A 19,745-nucleotide genomic window follows, 5' to 3' on the forward strand; every position below is an offset into this window, starting at 1 on the left:
GGGCAATCCGTTACTCCGTCAGAGGGGTTCCGGCATAAATATCAAACCGATGCCCTTTGGTAACGATGGCGTTGGGCGTCGCGACATCCGCCAGCGGCGGCGCATAATCGGGACGTTTGACCACCACGCGTTTGGTCGCCAACTGACGCGCCGGTTCCAGCAGTCCGTCGGCGTCGAGATCCGGCCCCACCAACGACTGAAATACCCGCATCTCTTTCTTTACCAGCGCGCTTTTCTGCCGGTGAGGAAACATCGGATCGAGGTAGACCACCTGCGGGCGCGGCGTGATATCGGTTAACGCCGTCAGGCTGGAAGCATGAATCAACTGCAAACGTTGCTGCAACCACGGACCGATGTCCGCATCGGCGTAGCCGCGCGTCAGACCGTCGTCGAGCAACGCGGCGACCACCGGATTACGCTCCAGCATCCGCACGCGGCAACCGACGGACGCCAGCACAAACGCATCGCGCCCCAGTCCGGCCGTGGCATCAACCACGTCCGGCAGATAATCGCCTTTGATACCAACGGCTTTCGCCACCGCTTCGCCGCGCCCGCCGCCGAACTTACGTCGATGGGCCATCGCGCCGCCGACAAAATCGACAAAAATACCGCCGAGCTTCGGTTCGTCGCGCTTGCGCAGCTCCAGATGTTGCGGCGTCAATACCAGCGCCATCGGGTTGTCTTCGTCATGCTCCAGTCCCCAGCGGGCAGCCAGAACAGATAAGGCGCCGTCTGTGGCGCCCGTTTCATCCATTAAGCAGATTTGCACGTAAAATCAGCCTTTAATCCCGTAATGCTCCAGCATCGCGTCCAGTTGTGGTTCACGGCCACGGAAGCGTTTAAAGAGTTCCATCGGCTCTTCAGAACCACCGCGAGTCAGGATGTTATCAAGGAACGACTGACCGGTCTCACGGTTGAAAATGCCTTCCTCCTCAAAGCGGGAATAAGCGTCCGCCGCCAGTACGTCGGCCCACAGATAGCTGTAGTAGCCTGCCGCATAGCCGCCAGCAAAGATATGGCTGAACGCGTGTGGGAAGCGGCCCCATGTCGGTGACGGCACCACGGCGACATGTTTTTTAATTTCAAAGAGCGTCTCAAGAATTTTCGCTCCTTGCTGCGGATTAAATTCCGCATGCAGACGGAAATCAAACAGACCGAACTCCAGCTGACGCAGAATAAACAGCGCCGCCTGATAGTTTTTCGCCGCCAGCATTTTATCCAGCAGTTCCTTCGGCAACGGCTCGCCGGTTTCATAGTGGCCGGAGATAAACGCCAGCGCTTCCGGCTCCCAGCACCAGTTTTCCATAAACTGGCTTGGCAGTTCGACCGCGTCCCACGGCACCCCGCTGATACCGGAGACCCCGGCGGTCTCAATGCGGGTCAGCATATGATGCAGGCCATGACCAAACTCGTGGAACAGGGTGATCACTTCGTCATGGGTAAACAGAGCGGGTTTACCGTTCACCGGACGGTTGAAGTTACAGGTCAGATAAGCGACCGGCTTTTGCAATGTGCCGTCCGCCTTACGCATCTGGCCGACACAGTCGTCCATCCACGCCCCGCCGCGTTTGTGTTCGCGTGCGTACAGGTCAAGGTAGAAGCTGCCGCGCAGCTCGTTATTTTCGTCATACAGTTCAAAGAAACGCACTTCCGGGTGCCAGACATCAACGTCAGTACGCTCTTTGGCGGTGATGCCGTAAATACGTTTCACCACTTCAAACAGGCCATTCACGGCTTTGTTTTCCGGGAAGTACGGGCGTAGCTGCTCATCGCTGATGCTGTACAGGTGCTGTTTTTGCTTTTCACTGTAGTACGCGATATCCCACGGTTGCAGCTCCTCAACGCCAAATTCGGCTTTGGCGAAGGCGCGCAGCTGGGCCAGCTCTTTTTCCCCCTGCGGACGGGCGCGTTTCGCCAGATCGGTTAAGAAATCGAGCACCTGCTGCGGATTTTCCGCCATCTTGGTGGCCAGCGATTCATGGGCATAATTTTCGAAGCCCAGCAGTTGCGCCAGTTCATGGCGCAGCGCAAGAATTTCTTCCATCACCGGGCTATTATCCCACTTACCGGCGTTCGGCCCCTGATCGGAGGCGCGAGTGGAATAGGCGCGATACATCTCTTCGCGCAACGCCTGGTTGTCGCAGTAGGTCATGACCGGCAGATAGCTCGGGATATCCAGGGTCAGCAGGTAACCTTCCTGCTCTTTGGCTTCCGCCTGGGCTTTAGCGGCGGCGAGCGCGCTTTCCGGCATTCCCGCCAGCTCGGCTTCGTCGGTGATGAGCTTCGTCCAGCCCATGGTGGCATCGAGCACATTATTGCTGTACTGGTTGCCCAGCTCAGACAGGCGAGTGGCGATTTCGCCGTAACGCTGCTGTTTCTCTTTCGGCAGACCGATGCCGGACAGTTCAAAATCACGCAGCGCGTTATCAACCGCTTTCTTCTGCGCGGTATTCAGCGTGGCGTAATGATCGCCGTCGCGCAGGTCGCGGTACGCGTTGTACAGTCCTTCATGTTGCCCAACCCAAGTGCTGTATTCCGACAGCAGCGGCAGCGTCTGTTCGTAGGCTTCACGCAGCTCCGGGCTATTTTTCACCGAGTTTAAGTGGCTAATTGGCGAGAAAATACGCCCCAGAACATCGTCGGCTTCCGCCAACGGCTGGCAGAGGTTTTCCCAGCTATACGGCGCGCCATGCGCCACAACGCCTTCTACCGCCGCCCGGCAATCGGCCAACGCTTTGGTGACCGCAGGCACCACATGCTCCGGTTTAATTGCAGAAAAAGGCGGCAGTGAAAAAGACGTTAGTAATGGATTGGTCATATGCGCAGTCCTGTAGAAGAAGGTGAGTGGAGCGCGCTTTTGGCGCTCTCGCGATGAGATCTAGAATGGGGGATAGTAAGGGGAATTTCAATGATGGACAGCGTACAGACGTGGGTATCGCTGCAATAAGCCGCCCCTTTAACATCATCCCGGCTTACGTTTTATAAGCCGGGTGACAACGTCAGCGCGTTTTTCTCGCCATCTCGTAAGCAGCGGACAGATCCAGACGCTGCCAGAACTGTTGATCCTCGGTCTCGCCCGACAACGGATATCCTGCCGGTAACGCCGTCTCTTCCATTAACGCCTGACGCTGCGCTGGCGACAGGTTCGGCAGCGCTGTCTGTAGCAGAACATCGGCGCCTTTTGGTATTTTCAACGACTGATGCTCGCCTTTCTGTTGCGGCAGGTTATAAGTCATGGTGAAGCGGTAGAAGGTATGCATAGCCGGAGCGCGGTACGGATCGTCTTTTCCGGCCGATGCCGCGCATTCGACAATCGTCGTACCGCACTCTTTCACCAGCGCCTCGCGCAGTTGAGCGCGAGCTTCGTTGAATAACGTACGATAATACGGATCGTTAAGATAATGCGCGACATTACGCTGCGCGACCATCCGCGCGCCCATCACATCCAGCGGATAGTGTACGCCAAGGACCAGGCGAGAATAGCCATAACGCGCGCCACGAATCACCAGCGCATCAAAGCGTTCCGGGATCATTTCCGCCATCAACAGCGCATCCGTATAACCGGTATTCGTGTGTCCGCTGGGAAAAGCACCGCCACCTGCGGTATAAGGATGACCATCTTTTACCACCACATCATCCGGCGTCAAATGGATAGTATTACCCGGCACCTGGTAAGGACGCGGGTAATGAAAATATTTTTTCGCCGCGCCGGTGCTGACTTCCGAGGCTTTAATCAACGCTGCCGCTTTGCCCAACTCACCTTTATCATAAGCGGCGAGAAATGCCCGCCCCAGCCGTGGCCCCATTGCGTCGCTCAGGAAATAGAGATACTCCACGCTTTCCGCATCCGCCAGCGCCTGGTGACGGGTATTAACATCGGCATCGTGATTAATCGCCGTCACCGTCGCCAGATTGTCTTTCAATACTGCTTCCGGCAATGTATTGAAGGCGGAAAGTAGGGTAATCCCCATCTGTTGATTCTCAGTAGTATGAAAATCATAACCGCTAGCCTGTAACCAGGCATTATCCGCCTGGATGGAATTCTGTCGCATCTGAGCCAGGGCGTCGCGAGTCAACGCGGCGGTATCGCCTTGTAATGCCTTACGCAACTGTGTCAGCCATTGAGCCTCAAGGTCATTAAAGGCGACGCTCGCCGAGTCGGGCGTCACGCTTTTCGCTATCGACTCCGCCTGGGACAGGGGAATATCTTTCGCCAGTGCCGGCATCGCCAGCGCCAGAGATGACGCCAGTACAGTAATGTGTAGTTTCATTATGGTTCCTTTCATTAAGAATAACGCCAGATCAAAACCACTACCTTGCCCACAGGCGATGCTGGCCTGCGCAGTTGACGGTTTGATGATACGAACACGTCTTGCAATACTTTCACAACGCGCGAAACAACATGGCGGTACTGGGGTAATCTGCGCGGATCTGCGGTAAACTATCGGCTAACTTGTTTACTTCCCGGAATATCTGCATCCATGCTCAGTTATCGTCACAGCTTTCACGCTGGCAACCACGCCGACGTCCTTAAACATACCGTTCAGAGCCTGATCATCGAGTCGCTAAAAGAGAAAGAAAAACCGTTTCTCTATCTGGACACGCACGCGGGCGCGGGGCGTTATCAGTTGGGCAGCGAACATGCTGAACGTACCGGAGAGTATCTGGAAGGCATCGCCCGTATCTGGCAGCAGGACGATCTGCCCGCCGAACTGGAACCGTATATTAGCGTCGTAAAACATTTCAACCGCAGCGGGCAGTTACGCTACTATCCGGGCTCCCCGTTAATCGCCCGCCAGTTGCTGCGTGAGCAGGACAGTCTGCAACTCACGGAATTGCATCCCAGCGACTTCCCACTGTTGCGCGCGGAGTTTCAAAAAGACAACCGCGCCCGCGTGGAACGCGCTGACGGCTATCAGCAACTGAAAGCCAAATTGCCGCCGGTTTCCCGCCGCGGTCTGATCCTCATTGACCCACCTTATGAAATGAAAACCGATTACCAGGCGGTAGTCAGCGGCATCAGCGAGGGTTATAAACGTTTCGCCACCGGTACATACGCGCTATGGTATCCGGTGGTGCTCCGCCAGCAAATTAAGCGCATGATTCATGATCTGGAGGCCACCGGCATCCGTAAAATCCTGCAAATTGAGCTGGCGATCCGCCCGGACAGCGATCAGCGCGGGATGACGGCGTCCGGTATGATCGTGGTTAACCCGCCGTGGAAACTGGAGCAGCAGATGAACAACGTGCTACCGTGGCTGCACAGCAGGTTGGCGCCAAACGGTCACGGACACACTTCGGTAAGCTGGATCGTGCCGGAGTAATCACAGCCATCGGTGGAACCTTTCACCTTCAGGTATACAATCGCGAATATTTTGGCGGGTAGCGCAGAATCTATCCGTCCGACAACGAACATAAAGGAGCGGTCATGACCAAACACTATGATTACATCGCTATCGGCGGCGGCAGCGGCGGTATCGCCTCGATTAACCGCGCCGCTATGTACGGCCAGAAATGCGCGCTCATCGAAGCCAAAGAGCTGGGCGGCACCTGTGTTAACGTGGGCTGCGTGCCGAAGAAAGTGATGTGGCATGCCGCGCAGATTCGTGAAGCGATTCATCTGTATGGCCCGGACTACGGTTTTGACACCACGATTAATCAGTTCGACTGGAGCAAGCTGATTGCCAGCCGTACCGCGTATATTGACCGCATCCATACTTCATACGACAACGTGCTGGGCAAAAATAACGTGGATGTGATTAAAGGCTTTGCCCGCTTTGTCGATGCCAAAACCATTGAAGTGAACGGCGAAACCATTACCGCCGACCATATTTTGATCGCTACCGGCGGCCGTCCAAGCCATCCTGAGATTCCAGGCGTGGAATACGGCATTGATTCCGACGGTTTCTTTGCGCTGTCTGCCTTGCCGGAGCGCGTCGCGGTGGTAGGCGCAGGTTATATCGCCGTTGAACTGGCTGGCGTTATCAACGCGCTGGGGGCGAAAACGCATCTGTTTGTCCGTAAACATGCGCCGCTGCGCAGTTTTGACCCGATGATTAGCGAAACGCTGGTTGAGGTGATGAACGCCGAAGGCCCGCAACTGCATACTCACGCCGTGCCGAAAGCGGTGGTGAAAAACGCCGACGGCAGTCTGACTTTGGAACTGGAAGATGGCCGCAGTGAAACCGTTGATTGCCTGATCTGGGCCATTGGTCGCGAACCGTCGACCGACAATATTAATCTGGCGGCGGCGGGCGTGAAAACCAATGAAAAAGGTTACATCATTGTCGATAAATTCCAGAATACCAACATTGAAGGCATTTACGCCGTTGGCGACAATACTGGCGCGGTAGAACTAACGCCAGTCGCCGTCGCCGCCGGTCGCCGTCTCTCCGAACGCCTGTTTAACAACAAGCCGGACGAGCATCTGGACTACAGCAACATCCCGACCGTGGTCTTTAGCCATCCGCCTATCGGCACCGTCGGGTTAAGCGAGCCGCAGGCGCGCGAGCAGTACGGCGACGAACAGGTGAAAGTCTATAAGTCATCGTTTACCGCTATGTATACCGCGGTAACGACGCACCGCCAGCCGTGCCGTATGAAGCTGGTCTGCGTCGGGCCGGAAGAAAAAATTGTGGGTATCCACGGTATCGGCTTCGGCATGGATGAAATGTTGCAGGGCTTCGCGGTAGCGCTGAAGATGGGCGCTACCAAGAAAGACTTCGATAATACCGTCGCTATTCACCCGACCGCATCGGAAGAGTTTGTGACCATGCGTTAATATCTTGTGCGCCCATCTTCGAGGGTGGGCGCACAGGCCTGCATGATTAATACGTACTGAAATAACTCTGGATCAGTTCCGGATTACGCGTCTGAGTTAGTGCCGTCATCAGCAACACCCGCGCCTTCGCCGGGTTGAGCGAGCCAGACACCAGCCCTGGCTGCCCTTTATCCAACGGTACGACGCCGTTTCCGGTGCGGGAAGCGCGCACCACGATAATCCCGGCTTTCTCCGCTTTTTTAATCCCCGCGTCGCTGCGTACCGAGACCGAACCTGCGCCGGTTCCGGCATAAATAATACCGTCCGCGTGATGGGCGATCGCCGCATCATACATATATTCTGGGTCGTCCTGATAGCCGTAAATAATCACCACATTGGGTAATTTTTTGATATTACGTACGTCAAAAACAGAGCGCAGGGTATGAATTTTTTCCACCCGCGTTTCGAACTGTGGCTGACCATTAACGATGACCCCCAGATAGCCCTCTTCCGGCGCTTTAAAGGTATCCAGAGTCGTGGCATTAGTTTTCGTCACAAAGCGCGCCGAACCAATACGATCGTTTAAAACCACCATCACGCCGCGTCCCTTCGCATTCGGGTCAGCAGCCACCGTGACCGCTTCCAGCAGGTTCATTGCGCCATCGGCGCTGATTGCCGACGCGGGCCGCATTGCAGCGGTAAACACCACCGGTTTGTCGCTTTTCACTGTCAAATTAAGAAAGTAGGCGGTTTCATCGAGCGTGTCAGTGCCATGAGTAATGACCACACCGTCAACATCGTCCCGCGCCAATAACGCATTCACCTTCTGTGAAAGTTTCAGGATAATATCGCTGGTCATATTTTCGCTACCAATATTCGCCACCTGCTCGCCGTCAACGCGAGCGATATTATTCATTTCCGGCACGGCATTTATTAATGTTTGCACGCCAAGTTCACCAGATTTATATCCGGCGGTTTGCGTATTATTGGCTGCCGTCCCGGCGATAGTACCGCCTGTCGCGAGAATAACAATATGCGGTAGTGACGTTGTGCTAAATACACAGTGGCTGATGAGCAGCAACACGGTGGCCATGAAAACTCTGATTTTCATTTTCTTCCTCTGAATTAAAAGTAATAAGTGACGTGTGCTATAAAAACATGAATAACAATCAGGCCAGAACCATTTTTCCTATTAACAGCCCGACAATGACCGAGACAATCACGTTAACTAATCCCGGACGCATAAAACTATGGTTAAGCACATATTTGCCGATACGCGTCGTACCGGTATCGTCAAACGCCAGCGCCGCCAGACACTGCCCCGCCACCGGAATAAAGAAATAGCCGTTAACGGCAGGCCAGGAGCCGATTAACGCATAAGCGGGCAACCCTAACGCCAGCCCCAGCGGCAACAGAATTAACGTCGTTGCCGCCTGACTACTGACCATAGCGGACACGAAAAACATCATAATGGCGATAAGCCAGGTATGCTGTTGCAATAGAGTTTGCACTTCTGCCTTAATCAACGCGATATGACCATTCACGAACGTCTCACTCATCCAGGCCAGGCCGAAGGCGCAGACAATCGCCAGCGCGCCCGCCCGAAATACCGTACCGCTGATAATCTGATCGACCTGCGGCCGGCATAACAACACAATCAGGCAGGCAAAAGAGAGCATCGTAATCTGGATAGCGGCGGACATCGAAAGCGGTTGTAGCCCTTTCGCTGTCTCCACCATGGGCCGAAGCGCCGGAATCAGTCCTAAGAGAACGATAACGATCGCGCTGGTCAGAAATAACGCCACCGACAATTTGGCGCGCGAAGTGACCACCGTATTTTTACTTTCTTTCTGCGCAGGTTTAATTAACCCTTCAGCAAGCCGACGTTGATATTCCGGATCGTCTTTTAACTCTTTTCCTTTATTAAAGGTCGCTATTGCCCCCATCGCTACACCGATTAACGTGGCGGGCACGCAAATCATCATAATGGTTGAAATAGAGACGCCCAACGGTGCCATTAAACCAATCATCGCCGCCATGGCGGCAGATATAGGACTGGCGGTGATCGCCTGTTGCGATGCAATAACAGAAATAGATAAAGGACGTTCCGGTCGAATACCTGAATCCCGTGCGACTTCAGAAATAACCGGCAGCAAGCTATAAACGACATGCCCCGTTCCTGACATAAACGTGAAGATATAACAGATAAACGGCGCTAATAACGTAATGTAACGAGGGTGGCGACGCAGAATTTTTTCCGCCAGTTTGACCAGTAAATCCAGCCCGCCGGAGGCCTGTAAAGATGCGGCCGCCAGGACAACAGAAAGAATTATCAGAATAACATCAATCGGTGGCGTAGAAGGCGTCAGGCCAAAAATAAAAACCATCACGCCGACGCCTAACCCGCCGACCATCCCTAAAAATACGCCGCCGATCCTGGCTCCTATCATCAGGGCCACAAGGATAAAACATAATTCCGTCCAAAACATACTTCCTCCTGGGTTATCTGGAGTGAGTGTCGCTTTACATTGAGGGACGTAACCTATTGTGCAAACGGTTTACCAAAACCAAATGCGCCGTAATGAGATAAAATCTGCGCCGCCGATTTCCCGCCCTGCCACATGGCGCGTAACACGCTTTCTTTATCGGGTTCCGCCATACCCGATTGCAAAATGGAAAGCAAAAAACCGGTTAAGAAGGCGTCGCCTGCGCCCAGCGTATCGACAGGTTCGATATAAACAGGTTGCCACTCCAGATAATCCGCGCCGGAAAAATAATAAACTTTTTCATGCCCGCAGGTGGCAATAATATGCCGACAGCCATAACGATAAAGTTTATTGAGTTTTATTTTTATTTCATCTGGCGATAACCCGCTGCAGGAGATAAATCCGTAATCTACCCACGGGCATACCTTTTCAAAATAGTCGTCTGTACCGCGCCCGGAAAAATCAAAAGAGAGTAAGACGGTTTGTTGTTTAATTTTCTCCAGCTCCGATTCCAGATGGCCGTTAATACTGGAATGGACTAATGTAAATTGTGATATATAGCGAAGATCATCGTCAGACAGGCTAAAAGGATGTTCCCGCAATACGCCGTTTTTGTTGCTGGCGACAAATTGTCGATCGCCATGCGAGAGACGGATACAAGCATATCCATTTTCGCCGGTATAATGGCGGCTGTGAGAGATATCTATCTGTAGCTGGTGTAATACATCCTGTACGTGCTGCGCGGCGTCGTCATTGCCAAACGCCCCCATAAACGCGCTGGGGATGTCTGCTAATTTCGCATAGACAGCAAAATTTAATGCATTACCGCCGGGGTACATGATGCCGGAATGCAGGTATTTATCGACAACGTTGTCGCCAATACCCAATACGCTGATGCTCATCATTATTCCTTGTTTGTCTTTACAATAAAAAGCGTCCCTGCTTTTTTATCCATCCTGATGTAATTAATATTCCACTTTCCACATATAGCGGCGCGTCGTTAACGGATGCTGGCGCGCCTCAGCTAACGCCCGATTGTAAACGGGATAAACGTTATTAAAGAGAGAGTGGTTAAAGTAATCAATAACCGTGGTTTTAATGGTCGATAGCCCCAGCTCTTTCGCATCGACAACTTCAATCCGGCGGCCATATTTTTTCAGGAAGTTTAACGCGCGTTCATCCACCGCCCGCGTATTGCCCTCGGAAAACTGGAAGAAGAAAGGCGTATTCGCATCGGTAATTTCAAACGGCCCGTGGAAAAACTCACCGCTATGAATACAGGCGGAATGTATCCATTGCATTTCCATAAAGATACAGATGCTCTGTAGGTAGGCTGCGCCATAGCCCGCGCCGCTGGCGACGGTGTAAATGACTTTATCGTCTTTATATTCCTGCGCGAACGCCTGCGCACGCTCCGCAACCTGCTCGCAAGCGCGCCAGACGATACGGTTGATTTTGCTGACGCCATCCTGAAAATCGTCGTAGTGCGCATACCCTTCCGTCTGCTGGAGCAGTTCGACCGCACTCAGCAGGCCTTTCATCGTTTTCTCTCCGGCAATATCTTTACCGTCGCCAAACGTGTACGTTTCCACATAGTCGCAATGCGCCACCAACGGTGAATCCATTACCCAGGTTAAACCAATGACCGGCGCGCCGTGTTGACGGGCGATTTCAGCCGCTTTAATTGTCTCTGGCGTATTACCTTTGTGGGAGGCGACAACCACAACGGCATTTTCTCCCAGCGCTACCGGCGGGTTGTTAATAAATTCTCCGCTGTTATACAGACCGACAGTCAACGCTTTCGCTTCTTTTTCTAAAAATGCTTTCGCCGGATAGAACGCCGCATAAGAACCGCCGCACGCCACATAATAGACGTGTTTAACGCCTCCTTTCTCTGCCTGGCTGGTCACAATATTGCTAACTGTCTCTTTCATACCCATCATGCTTTCCTCTGGTTCCATCAATGATACAGGCGAGGATTCGCCATAAATGACTCATAATGTATTGTTATTTTTATATGACATTTAAAGACATTTGATCAAGATGGAAACCAAAAAAAATCGGGATCCGCGATCTGGATCCCGATTCAGCCTGCTCTTCGTTAGCGTAATGCTGACATCATACGGTAAACCGTATTTTATCGCCGACAATCAACTGTTGCGAAACGCAGGAGAGTTCTCCTTTGTTATCAATCATTTCACTTTTTATCAGGATCAGCGGATAACCCTCGTTGACGCCAAGATAATGGGCGACTTCAAAGCTGGCATAAACCAGTTCGATCATCTTACGGGAGTGGGTAAACCATAAATGGTATTTCTCGCGTAAGCATTCATACAAAGAGTGATTATTAAGATCTTCGTCCAGCAAAAACGCAAAACGTGGGGGAAGATGTACGGTTTCCAGCGATACCGCCACATCGTCGGCATAGCGGATACGTTCAATGACGACCGCTTTTTCGCCATCGTTCATATTCAGTAACGCTTTTGTCTCATCGTCTACCGATTCAAAAACGGATTTGATGGTGCGTGACCCCGGGCGACGTCCCTGAGACTGGCATAACTCGCTGAAACTCATGATGCCGGTCATGCTGCGCTGAAATTTCTCACCAGAGACAAAGGTGCCTTTGCCGGAGACACGGGTCAGCAAATTTTCACGCGTCAGCGCATCCAGCGCCTTACGGACCGTGACCCTGCTCACCTGCCAGCGCGCGCTCAGTTCATTTTCCGTCGGGATCTGCTGGCCTGGTTTATACTCTCCACGCGCAATGGCCTCTTTTAAGGCGGCTTCAAGCTGCTTATAAAGCGGTTTGGCGCTTTTACTGTCGGGTTGCTCGATCATTTGTATCCATTTGTATTATCATGGTGCCATAGCTTGTATTATAACTATTTACGTTACCTTTGCTTGTGAATCCACGCCATGCGGCGATGTAGTGATACCGCTATGAAACGAATGTTCTGATTTTAGGTCTGGGACGGGCGCCATGAAAATAGGATTTTCGCAATATCATTCAGTAATTTATGAAGTGTTTTTCTTGAGGGGGTAAATTGCAAAATGTGATCTACCGCACACTTTGCCACTCAGGTATCGAAGCGAATGTCTACGCTTAATAGACAGCCGGGCAACACCCGTATCTTTTACGACGCAAGCCGGAGGTCCTTGTCATTATGCTCAACCAGAAATTAAACCCCACGCCTTCTGAAGATCTGACTATTGATGTCGATCTGCTTTATGAAACAGACCCGTGCGAGTTAAAGCTGGATGAAATGATCGAGGCGGAACCGGAGCCGGAGATGATCGAGGGGCTTCCCGCCTCTGACGCCCTGACCCCTGCCGATCGGTATCTCGAACTGTTCGAGCATGTACAGTCAACAAAACTGTTTCCAGACAGTAAAACGTTCCCGGACTGCGCGCCGAAGATGGACCCGCTTGATATCCTGATCCGCTACCGTAAGGTCAGACGCCACCGTGATTTTGACTTACGCCGCTTCGTCGAGAACCATTTCTGGCTACCGGAAACCTTATCCAGCGAGTATGTCTCTAACCCCGAAAACTCGCTCAAAGAACATATTGACCAGCTTTGGCCGATACTGACGCGCGAACCGCAGGATCATATTCCGTGGTCTTCGCTGCTGGCGCTGCCGCAATCCTATATCGTGCCGGGAGGCCGTTTTAGCGAAACCTATTATTGGGACTCTTATTTTACCATGCTGGGTCTGGCGGAAAGCGGGCGCGAAGACTTACTTAAATGTATGGCGGATAATTTCGCCTGGATGATTGAAAACTATGGCCATATTCCCAACGGCAACCGGACCTATTATCTGAGCCGCTCGCAGCCGCCGGTTTTCGCCCTGATGGTTGAACTGTTCGAAGAAGATGGCGTGCGCGGCGCACGGCGTTATCTCGACCATCTCAAAATGGAATACGCCTTCTGGATGGACGGCGCCGAATCGCTGGCACTCAACCAGGCTTATCGCCACGTTGTGCGGATGCCGGACGGTTCCCTGCTGAACCGCTACTGGGACGATCGCGACACGCCGCGCGACGAGTCCTGGCTGGAAGATGTCGAAACCGCAAAACATTCCGGTCGTCCACCCAATGAAGTCTACCGGGATTTGCGCGCCGGGGCGGCGTCCGGCTGGGACTATTCTTCACGCTGGCTACGCGATGCGGGCCGGCTTGCCAGCATACGTACGACCCAGTTTATCCCTATCGATTTGAACGCTTTTCTGTATAAACTGGAGAGCGCTATCGCCAATATTTCAGCACTGAAAGGCGAACGTGACACCGAGGCGCTATTTCGCCAGAAAGCCAGCGACCGACGCGCCGCCGTAAACCATTATCTGTGGGATGATGAAAACGGCTGTTATCGGGACTATGACTGGCGACGCGAAGAAATGGCGCTCTTTTCCGCCGCCAGTATCGTGCCGCTGTATGTCGGTATGGCGAACCACGAGCAGGCCGACCGTCTGGCAAATGTGGTGCGCAGCCGTCTGTTAACGCCCGGCGGGATTATGGCGACCGAATACGAAACCGGCGAACAGTGGGATAAACCGAACGGCTGGGCACCGCTGCAATGGATGGCGATTCAGGGCTTCAAACGGTATGGCGACGATATGCTGGGCGATGAAATCGCCCATAACTGGTTAAAAACAGTGAACCATTTTTATCAGGAGCACCATAAACTGATCGAGAAATACCATATTTCCGGCGGTACGCCCCGCGAAGGCGGCGGGGGCGAGTATCCGCTACAGGATGGGTTCGGCTGGACCAATGGCGTGGTGCGCCGCCTGATTGGCCTTTATGGAGAGCCTTAACCTGCTCCGGCCTCAGTGAATCGCATCATAAATGGCTGACTGAATTTTCAGCCATTTTTTATTGTCTGCGCTGGGCCGGGCCTGAGCGCGCAATCGGGCCTGCTCCGTATCGTGCTGCTGGCGCGTCACAACAGCCGGAACGGTGCAAAACGTTTGCAAATAGGTTTTATGCATCGCGGTCAGCGGCGCGCCGCTCGACATGTCATGACTTAACGTTGTGATAAATCGTCGGCAGGGTTTGACCTCATCCATCAGCGCGGGATAACGCAACAACAGTTGCAGCACCTCGGTATGTCCTGCCGCAAACGCCTGCTCCGTCCACGCGAGCTGCCAGTTCATTCCGCCCTGGAGGAACAGCGCCGTCACCCGCGTATCATTGCGCTCTATCGCCGCCCGCATGGTAAACGCATCCCAGGTAATCCCCATATGATTGAGCGTTTCCCGCGCGGAAGGCGCCTCGCGCGGCGGTTCATCCTGCGCCATTGCGGGAGCTTGCCCGTTATCGGAGCCTGGCGACGACGAACTAAATAGCCAGAACGCGCCCGCCAGTATCGCCAGCGTCATGACGCCAACCCCGCCCCACAAAGCGCCGGAAATAAGTTGCTCACGCTCTTCAGGCGTACGCGGAGGCCGCTTACGCGGTGGTTCTATGCCCTCGCTAATCTCATGCTTATCTCCCCCGGCCTGCCGATCTTTAAGCCGCGCGGTTTCCCAGAACTGGCGCAATTCACGTTCATCCGCCAGCAGAAACGAAGCGGGATTCACGCGGGTACGTTTTTCGGCATAGGCGCGCTGGATGGGCCGAACGATTTGCTGATACTGAACGTTTAGCAGCATAAGCTGCGCTGAGGTGAGCGGCTGCCTGGCGATAACCTCGTTTCGCGCGAGGCGACAATCATCCAGAAACATACGCAGAGTGGTGCGCGACTCGGCGAACAGCGTTAACGCTGAGGCGTCATTAAAAATTCTGACGTAATGACGGGCAAACAATTTTTTATCGACCACCATAAGCGCCAGTTCGCTGAACAACATGCCCTCCAGCGCATGTTGATCTTCTCCCTGTTTTAACCACTGGCGCAAACGGTCCGGGCCAAAATGTTGCTTGAGGTAGTGATTCAGCGACGCCCGATCCGGCCATGCGCGCGCAATAAGCGCTTTTAACGTCAGTTCTATCGCCCGAAGCTGACGCTGCGCCTCAAGATGCGCCTCCTGGTCGGGTTCTTCCAGCTCAGTTTGATACGTCAGTAGCGGCTGCTGCTGACGTAGATGTTCCAGCGAGGTGACAAAACGCAACGCGGCAAGGAGTTGATTTTCGCTCACCTCTTGCCCGCTGTCATACTGGGGAACATGCTGCTGAAGGTGACGCAGTTGCAGCATAAACTGGCTCAACTGCGCGTCATTTATCCGCAATTTTTTCGCCACCGCGCCCCAACCGCCCAGGTTAAGACGCGCCTGCTCAAGTTGTTCCATGAACCACCGGGGCTCTTTTCCCTCTGTGGTATGAATACCCAGCAACAGCAGGATTTCTATTGATGCCTGGCGGATAATCCCCAGGCTATGTTCAAAAGGCGCGCGTGTCGCCTGCGAAGCGCTATTCGTCATTATCTTCCCTAAAAAGACGATCCCGCGACGAGATCTTCGTTTTCTTTTAATTATGTTTTTTCATAGATATAACAGATTTAGCCACATTTCAGTGACTTAATCTTAATGATTGCAAATTTATAAGAAGATCGGTTACTAACCAAAAACATCAGTTTTTCATTCTGTCAACGCGGCGTGACGCTGAACGGCATAGACCTTTTCCCTGCCTGCGTTTGGCCATCTGACCGCTAGCCACGCGTGCAGCACACTTTATAATCGCGCTTTTTATGAGAAAGATGCCATGCCGCACATTTCATCTCGCTTTAGCTCCGCCTGCATCGCGTTTATTAAACAGTGGCAGGGTCTGTCGCTGGAAAAGTATCGCGATCGGCAGGGTAACTGGGTGATTGGTTACGGGCATATGTTGACGCCGGATGAGACGCTGACGTTCATTACGCCCGACCAGGCGGAGGCATTCTTGCTGGATGACCTCAATAGCTGCGATATGCTGCTACAGAATTGTTTGCCGGAACTTAATGATCGGTTTCAACGCGAAACGCTTATTGCGCTGATGTTCAGCATCGGACATCAGCGTTTTTTATCATTAATCAATACGGGTGATATTTCACAGCCAGAAATAAGCGGACTGCGAATTTAACGCCGTTAATTCGATTCATTTAACATCATGGCGGCCTGGGTACGATTTTTTACATCCAGCCGCCGGTAAAGCGACTCCAGATGCGCTTTAACCGTCCCGGTACTAATATTTAACGCCCGCCCAATTTGTTTATTTGATTCTCCTGCGGCAAGCATCTGTAAAATTTCCTGCTGGCGGGCGCTTAACGCTTTTATATCACGGGACTCCAGCTCCGTTGAATTTAACCAATCCCCCGGTAAAAACATCATCCCGCGAGCGACAGCATTGAGCGCAAGGACAAAGGTTTCGGCATCAGAATCGCGTGGCACCACGGCCTGAACGTTAAATTGCATGACTTCATGCAGCCACTTTTGACTGCCATCCATCGCCGTGATAATAATCTTCACCTCCGGAAATTGCTGCGCGGTTCTTTGTAACACCTCGCGGCAAAATTCAGCATCCAGGCCGCTATCCAGCATGACCAGCGCATCCGGCGCGCTTTCTATTTTTTGCCAGAGTTCTTCTGCCTGACCGACACTCTGGATACTTATTCCTGGAATGTGCTGCTGCAAACTGATTTTCATTCCATGAATAAATATTGACTGCCTGTCAAACATGATTACCTGCATTACTTTTCTCCACCTGGGTAAGATAATAGTCTCAAGATGAGGAAGGGTATTACCCGTAGGGTAAAATAAGAAGTCGCCATTTGGTATAGGCCATTTTACCGATAGTCATTGGTTGAGGAAGGGAAAGGTTATGAATATTTACAGCTTCAACATCGGGATTACAGAATTCGCTAAAATTAGCGTTTTAAAGTAAGGAATATCTTATTAGCGCGAACAGCCAAGGCTAATTTGAATATTAATTTAATAAAGAGTACGCCTGGCGCGTCACAAAGGAAATATCTGCTTTTCACCTGATGTGTTACAAAAAATAAAGTAGCACATTTTGTTAAAAAAATTAATCAATCCGCCTGAAAACCGCGACGATGGGTCAATGACAATACCGTGTATGTACATGCATTTCTCTCTCCCACTACACCCGCGGCTATCAGCGTGTTTTACCGCTCTCGTCCCGTTTATCGGCTTTTTGGCGCTAAAAAGCCTGGCCGGAAGGCGATAAATCCGCCGCGCAACGCGATCAGACGTATTCGTCACGCGAGCAATGATTGCGAAAGGGCTTATTAGATGCTAGAAAATCAATAAAACCAGCCGCTTCAGCGTCACTGTTTCAATAAAAACAATAATAGAGCCTGATGATGGATAAAATATATGCAATGAAATTGTTTGTACGCGTGGCGGAACGGGAAAGTTTTTCCCGCGCAGCAGAGGATATCGGCCTTCCCAAAGGCAGCGTCTCACGGCAAATACAAGCGTTAGAACATCAACTGGGCATCCGCCTGCTCCACCGCACCACCCGGCGGGTACAACTTACTCAGGACGGAATGGTTTACTACGAACGGGCAAAAGATCTGTTGAGTAACCTGGATGAACTGGAAGGTCTTTTCCAGCCTGATCCCGCCAGTATCAGCGGCAAAATACGGGTAGATATACCGCCATGTCTCGCAAACAGCCTCATCATGCCGCGCCTGCCCACTTTTTTGCATCAGTATCCCGGCATTGCGCTGGAATTTTGTAGTAGCGATCGACAGGTCGATTTACTACGGGAAGATTTCGACTGCGTGGTGCGTACAGAGCCGTTACATGCGCCAGGGATACTGACGCGCCCGCTTGGCAAACTGAGAAGAGTGAACTGCGCCAGCCCACAATACCTGGCGCGCTTTGGGTATCCAGAAAACCTTGACGATCTCGCCTCACATGCGATGGTGCATTATTCATTGACCCCGGGAGTCTCTTCACCGGGTTTTGCCTTTGAAACTCCCCACGGTATGCAGTGGGTAAAAACCGGCGGAATGCTAACGGTAAACAGTACGGAGACCTGGCATACGGCCTGTCTGGCAGGATTAGGGATCATTCAGACGCCGCGCATTGCTGTACGGGAGGCGTTACGCGCCGGAACGCTCATTGAAATTTTACCGCAATATCGCGCCGCTCCACTGCCGGTGACGCTGCATTATCCCCATCGCCGTAATCTTTCCCGCCGGGTACACCTGTTTATGGTATGGCTGACTGAAACCATTAAAGAGGCCGCAGAGTAGCCGCATTTTCAGCATCCACCGGGGAGAGGCTATACTGACATATTCTATTAATGATGAAGGACTACCGACCTGATGACGCAGGAAAATGACGTAAAACGCCCTATTCAGGAACTGGAGCACGACCCGATACAAAAAATAGAAACGCAGCCGCATGACGCCCCGGAAAAAAACGAAAAGGCAAATCAGGCGTTGCATTCCGTCACCTCCCTGATGCAAAAAATTCAGCGTCAACCAATGGTGGCCCACCTCATTCGCGCGACCGAACGTTTTAACGATCGACTGGGTAATCAGTTTGGCGCGGCTATCACCTACTTTTCGTTTCTGTCGATGATCCCGATAATGATGGTGTCCTTTGCCGCGGCAGGTTTTATCCTCGCCTCGCACCCTAATCTACTGGAAGATATTTTCAGCAAGATATTGATGAATGTGAGCGATCCTACGCTGGCGTCCACGCTTAAAAATACGATTAATACGGCGGTTCAACAGCGTACCACGGTAGGGCTGGTCGGACTGGGTATCGCGCTCTATTCCGGCGTTAACTGGATGGGCAACCTTCGGGAAGCGATTCGCGCCCAGTCACGGGACGTCTGGGAGCGCAAGCCGCAGGATCAGGAGAAAATCTGGCTCAAATATCTGCGCGATTTTATCTCGCTGATTGGATTATTAATCGCTTTAATCATTACGCTGTCCATTACTTCCATCGCCGGTTCCGCCCAGCAGATGATCATCTCCGCCTTGTATCTCGACAGCATCGAATGGTTAAAACCGGCCTGGCATTTGATCGGTCTGGCCATCTCTATTTTTGCCAACTATCTACTTTTTTTCTGGATTTTCTGGCGACTGCCTCGCCATCGTCCCCGTAAAAAAGCGTTGATTCGCGGCACATTTATCGCCGCTATCGGTTTTGAGGTGATTAAAATCATTATGACTTATACGCTGCCGTCACTGGTGAAATCGCCTTCCGGCGCGGCGTTTGGCTCCGTACTCGGTCTGATGGCATTCTTCTACTTTTTTGCCCGCCTGACGTTATTCTGTGCGGCCTGGATAGCCACCGCCGAATATAAGGACGACCCGCGAATGCCGGGTAAAACGCAACGCTAGTCTGCGGCTTGCTGCCGGATGGCACGCACGGCGTCGTCATTCGGCCTACTGATGTGTAGACCCAGGCCGGGCAAGCAAAGCGTACCCGGCGGTACAATCAGGCACGTCCTTCCGCCTCATCTCATTGTTTCAGCATATAAATCCAGTAATTAACTTTTATTTAACCAGAAACCAGTTTTATCCACCAATTCTAAAATTATGTGAA

The 19,745-nt window shown here is 52.4% G+C and carries 16 protein-coding genes; 6 read left to right on the forward strand and 10 right to left on the reverse strand.

Annotated elements, in window-relative coordinates; genetic code table 11:
• Positions 1-10 precede the first annotated feature (10 nt).
• The 3 genes from rsmJ to NA389_RS14470 all read right to left on the reverse strand — a co-directional run bounded on the left by rsmJ (position 11) and on the right by NA389_RS14470 (position 4,271).
• Positions 11-769: a 16S rRNA (guanine(1516)-N(2))-methyltransferase RsmJ gene (gene rsmJ, locus NA389_RS14460; protein ID WP_001165130.1), complete on the reverse strand. Its 759-nt coding sequence runs from the start codon at positions 767-769 to the stop codon at positions 11-13.
• A 6-nt stretch (positions 770-775) separates the two neighbouring features.
• Positions 776-2,818, reverse strand: coding sequence for an oligopeptidase A (gene prlC / locus NA389_RS14465; RefSeq protein ID WP_000184177.1), 2,043 nt, complete (start codon positions 2,816-2,818; stop codon positions 776-778).
• A 181-nt stretch (positions 2,819-2,999) separates the two neighbouring features.
• Positions 3,000-4,271: an acid phosphatase gene (locus tag NA389_RS14470; RefSeq protein WP_000766149.1), complete on the reverse strand. Its 1,272-nt coding sequence runs from the start codon at positions 4,269-4,271 to the stop codon at positions 3,000-3,002.
• A 210-nt stretch (positions 4,272-4,481) separates the two neighbouring features.
• Here NA389_RS14470 and NA389_RS14475 point away from each other — a divergent pair, with 210 nt between their 5' ends.
• Positions 4,482-5,324, forward strand: coding sequence for a 23S rRNA (adenine(2030)-N(6))-methyltransferase RlmJ (locus tag NA389_RS14475; protein WP_000954233.1), 843 nt, complete (start codon positions 4,482-4,484; stop codon positions 5,322-5,324).
• A gap of 104 nt (positions 5,325-5,428) precedes the next feature.
• Entirely contained in the window at positions 5,429-6,781 is a 1,353-nt protein-coding gene (gene gorA / locus NA389_RS14480) for a glutathione-disulfide reductase (RefSeq protein ID WP_000160772.1), read from the forward strand.
• A gap of 46 nt (positions 6,782-6,827) precedes the next feature.
• On the opposite strand, the gene fraE is transcribed toward gorA, so the two are convergent.
• The 5 genes from fraE to NA389_RS14505 all read right to left on the reverse strand — a co-directional run bounded on the left by fraE (position 6,828) and on the right by NA389_RS14505 (position 12,084).
• Positions 6,828-7,871: a fructose-asparagine asparaginase gene (fraE, locus tag NA389_RS14485; protein WP_000702756.1), complete on the reverse strand. Its 1,044-nt coding sequence runs from the start codon at positions 7,869-7,871 to the stop codon at positions 6,828-6,830.
• 58 nt (positions 7,872-7,929) lie between these two features.
• Positions 7,930-9,249 carry an anaerobic C4-dicarboxylate transporter family protein gene (locus NA389_RS14490; protein WP_000498935.1) on the reverse strand — a complete coding sequence of 440 codons (1,320 nt, stop codon included), beginning with the start codon at positions 9,247-9,249 and terminating at the stop codon, positions 7,930-7,932.
• A gap of 53 nt (positions 9,250-9,302) precedes the next feature.
• Positions 9,303-10,148, reverse strand: coding sequence for a fructose-aspartate kinase (gene fraD, locus NA389_RS14495; RefSeq protein WP_000028427.1), 846 nt, complete (start codon positions 10,146-10,148; stop codon positions 9,303-9,305).
• A 63-nt stretch (positions 10,149-10,211) separates the two neighbouring features.
• Positions 10,212-11,189, reverse strand: coding sequence for a 6-phosphofructose-aspartate deglycase (fraB, locus tag NA389_RS14500; protein WP_077905336.1), 978 nt, complete (start codon positions 11,187-11,189; stop codon positions 10,212-10,214).
• 175 nt (positions 11,190-11,364) lie between these two features.
• Positions 11,365-12,084, reverse strand: a complete 720-nt coding sequence (locus NA389_RS14505) for a GntR family transcriptional regulator (RefSeq protein ID WP_000572566.1) — start codon at positions 12,082-12,084, stop codon at positions 11,365-11,367.
• A 326-nt stretch (positions 12,085-12,410) separates the two neighbouring features.
• Between NA389_RS14505 and NA389_RS14510 the strand changes: the two genes are divergently transcribed.
• Complete coding sequence (locus NA389_RS14510; RefSeq protein ID WP_000934257.1) at positions 12,411-14,060, forward strand: alpha,alpha-trehalase; 1,650 nt, start codon at positions 12,411-12,413, stop codon at positions 14,058-14,060.
• Positions 14,061-14,072: 12 nt separating this feature from the next.
• Here the strand turns inward: NA389_RS14510 and NA389_RS14515 are convergent, their stop codons facing one another.
• Positions 14,073-15,662, reverse strand: coding sequence for an STY4199 family HEPN domain-containing protein (locus tag NA389_RS14515; RefSeq protein ID WP_000185021.1), 1,590 nt, complete (start codon positions 15,660-15,662; stop codon positions 14,073-14,075).
• Between the two features lie 280 nt (positions 15,663-15,942).
• Here NA389_RS14515 and NA389_RS14520 point away from each other — a divergent pair, with 280 nt between their 5' ends.
• A complete protein-coding gene (locus NA389_RS14520; protein WP_001120251.1) occupies positions 15,943-16,299 on the forward strand; it encodes a glycoside hydrolase family protein in 357 nt (118 codons plus the stop codon).
• Between the two features lie 5 nt (positions 16,300-16,304).
• On the opposite strand, the gene NA389_RS14525 is transcribed toward NA389_RS14520, so the two are convergent.
• Positions 16,305-16,907 (reverse strand): helix-turn-helix transcriptional regulator, encoded by a 603-nt coding sequence (locus NA389_RS14525; protein ID WP_001196082.1) that lies wholly within the window; start codon positions 16,905-16,907, stop codon positions 16,305-16,307.
• Positions 16,908-17,539: 632 nt separating this feature from the next.
• Between NA389_RS14525 and NA389_RS14530 the strand changes: the two genes are divergently transcribed.
• Both NA389_RS14530 and yhjD read left to right on the forward strand, forming a co-directional pair.
• Positions 17,540-18,439, forward strand: a complete 900-nt coding sequence (locus tag NA389_RS14530; RefSeq protein WP_000358039.1) for a LysR family transcriptional regulator — start codon at positions 17,540-17,542, stop codon at positions 18,437-18,439.
• Positions 18,440-18,511: 72 nt separating this feature from the next.
• Positions 18,512-19,540 (forward strand): inner membrane protein YhjD, encoded by a 1,029-nt coding sequence (yhjD, locus tag NA389_RS14535; protein WP_000191228.1) that lies wholly within the window; start codon positions 18,512-18,514, stop codon positions 19,538-19,540.
• Positions 19,541-19,745: the final 205 nt, after the last annotated feature.

The organism is Salmonella sp. NW645, assembly GCF_051703725.1.
Taxonomy (GTDB): Bacteria; Pseudomonadota; Gammaproteobacteria; order Enterobacterales; family Enterobacteriaceae; genus Salmonella; species Salmonella enterica.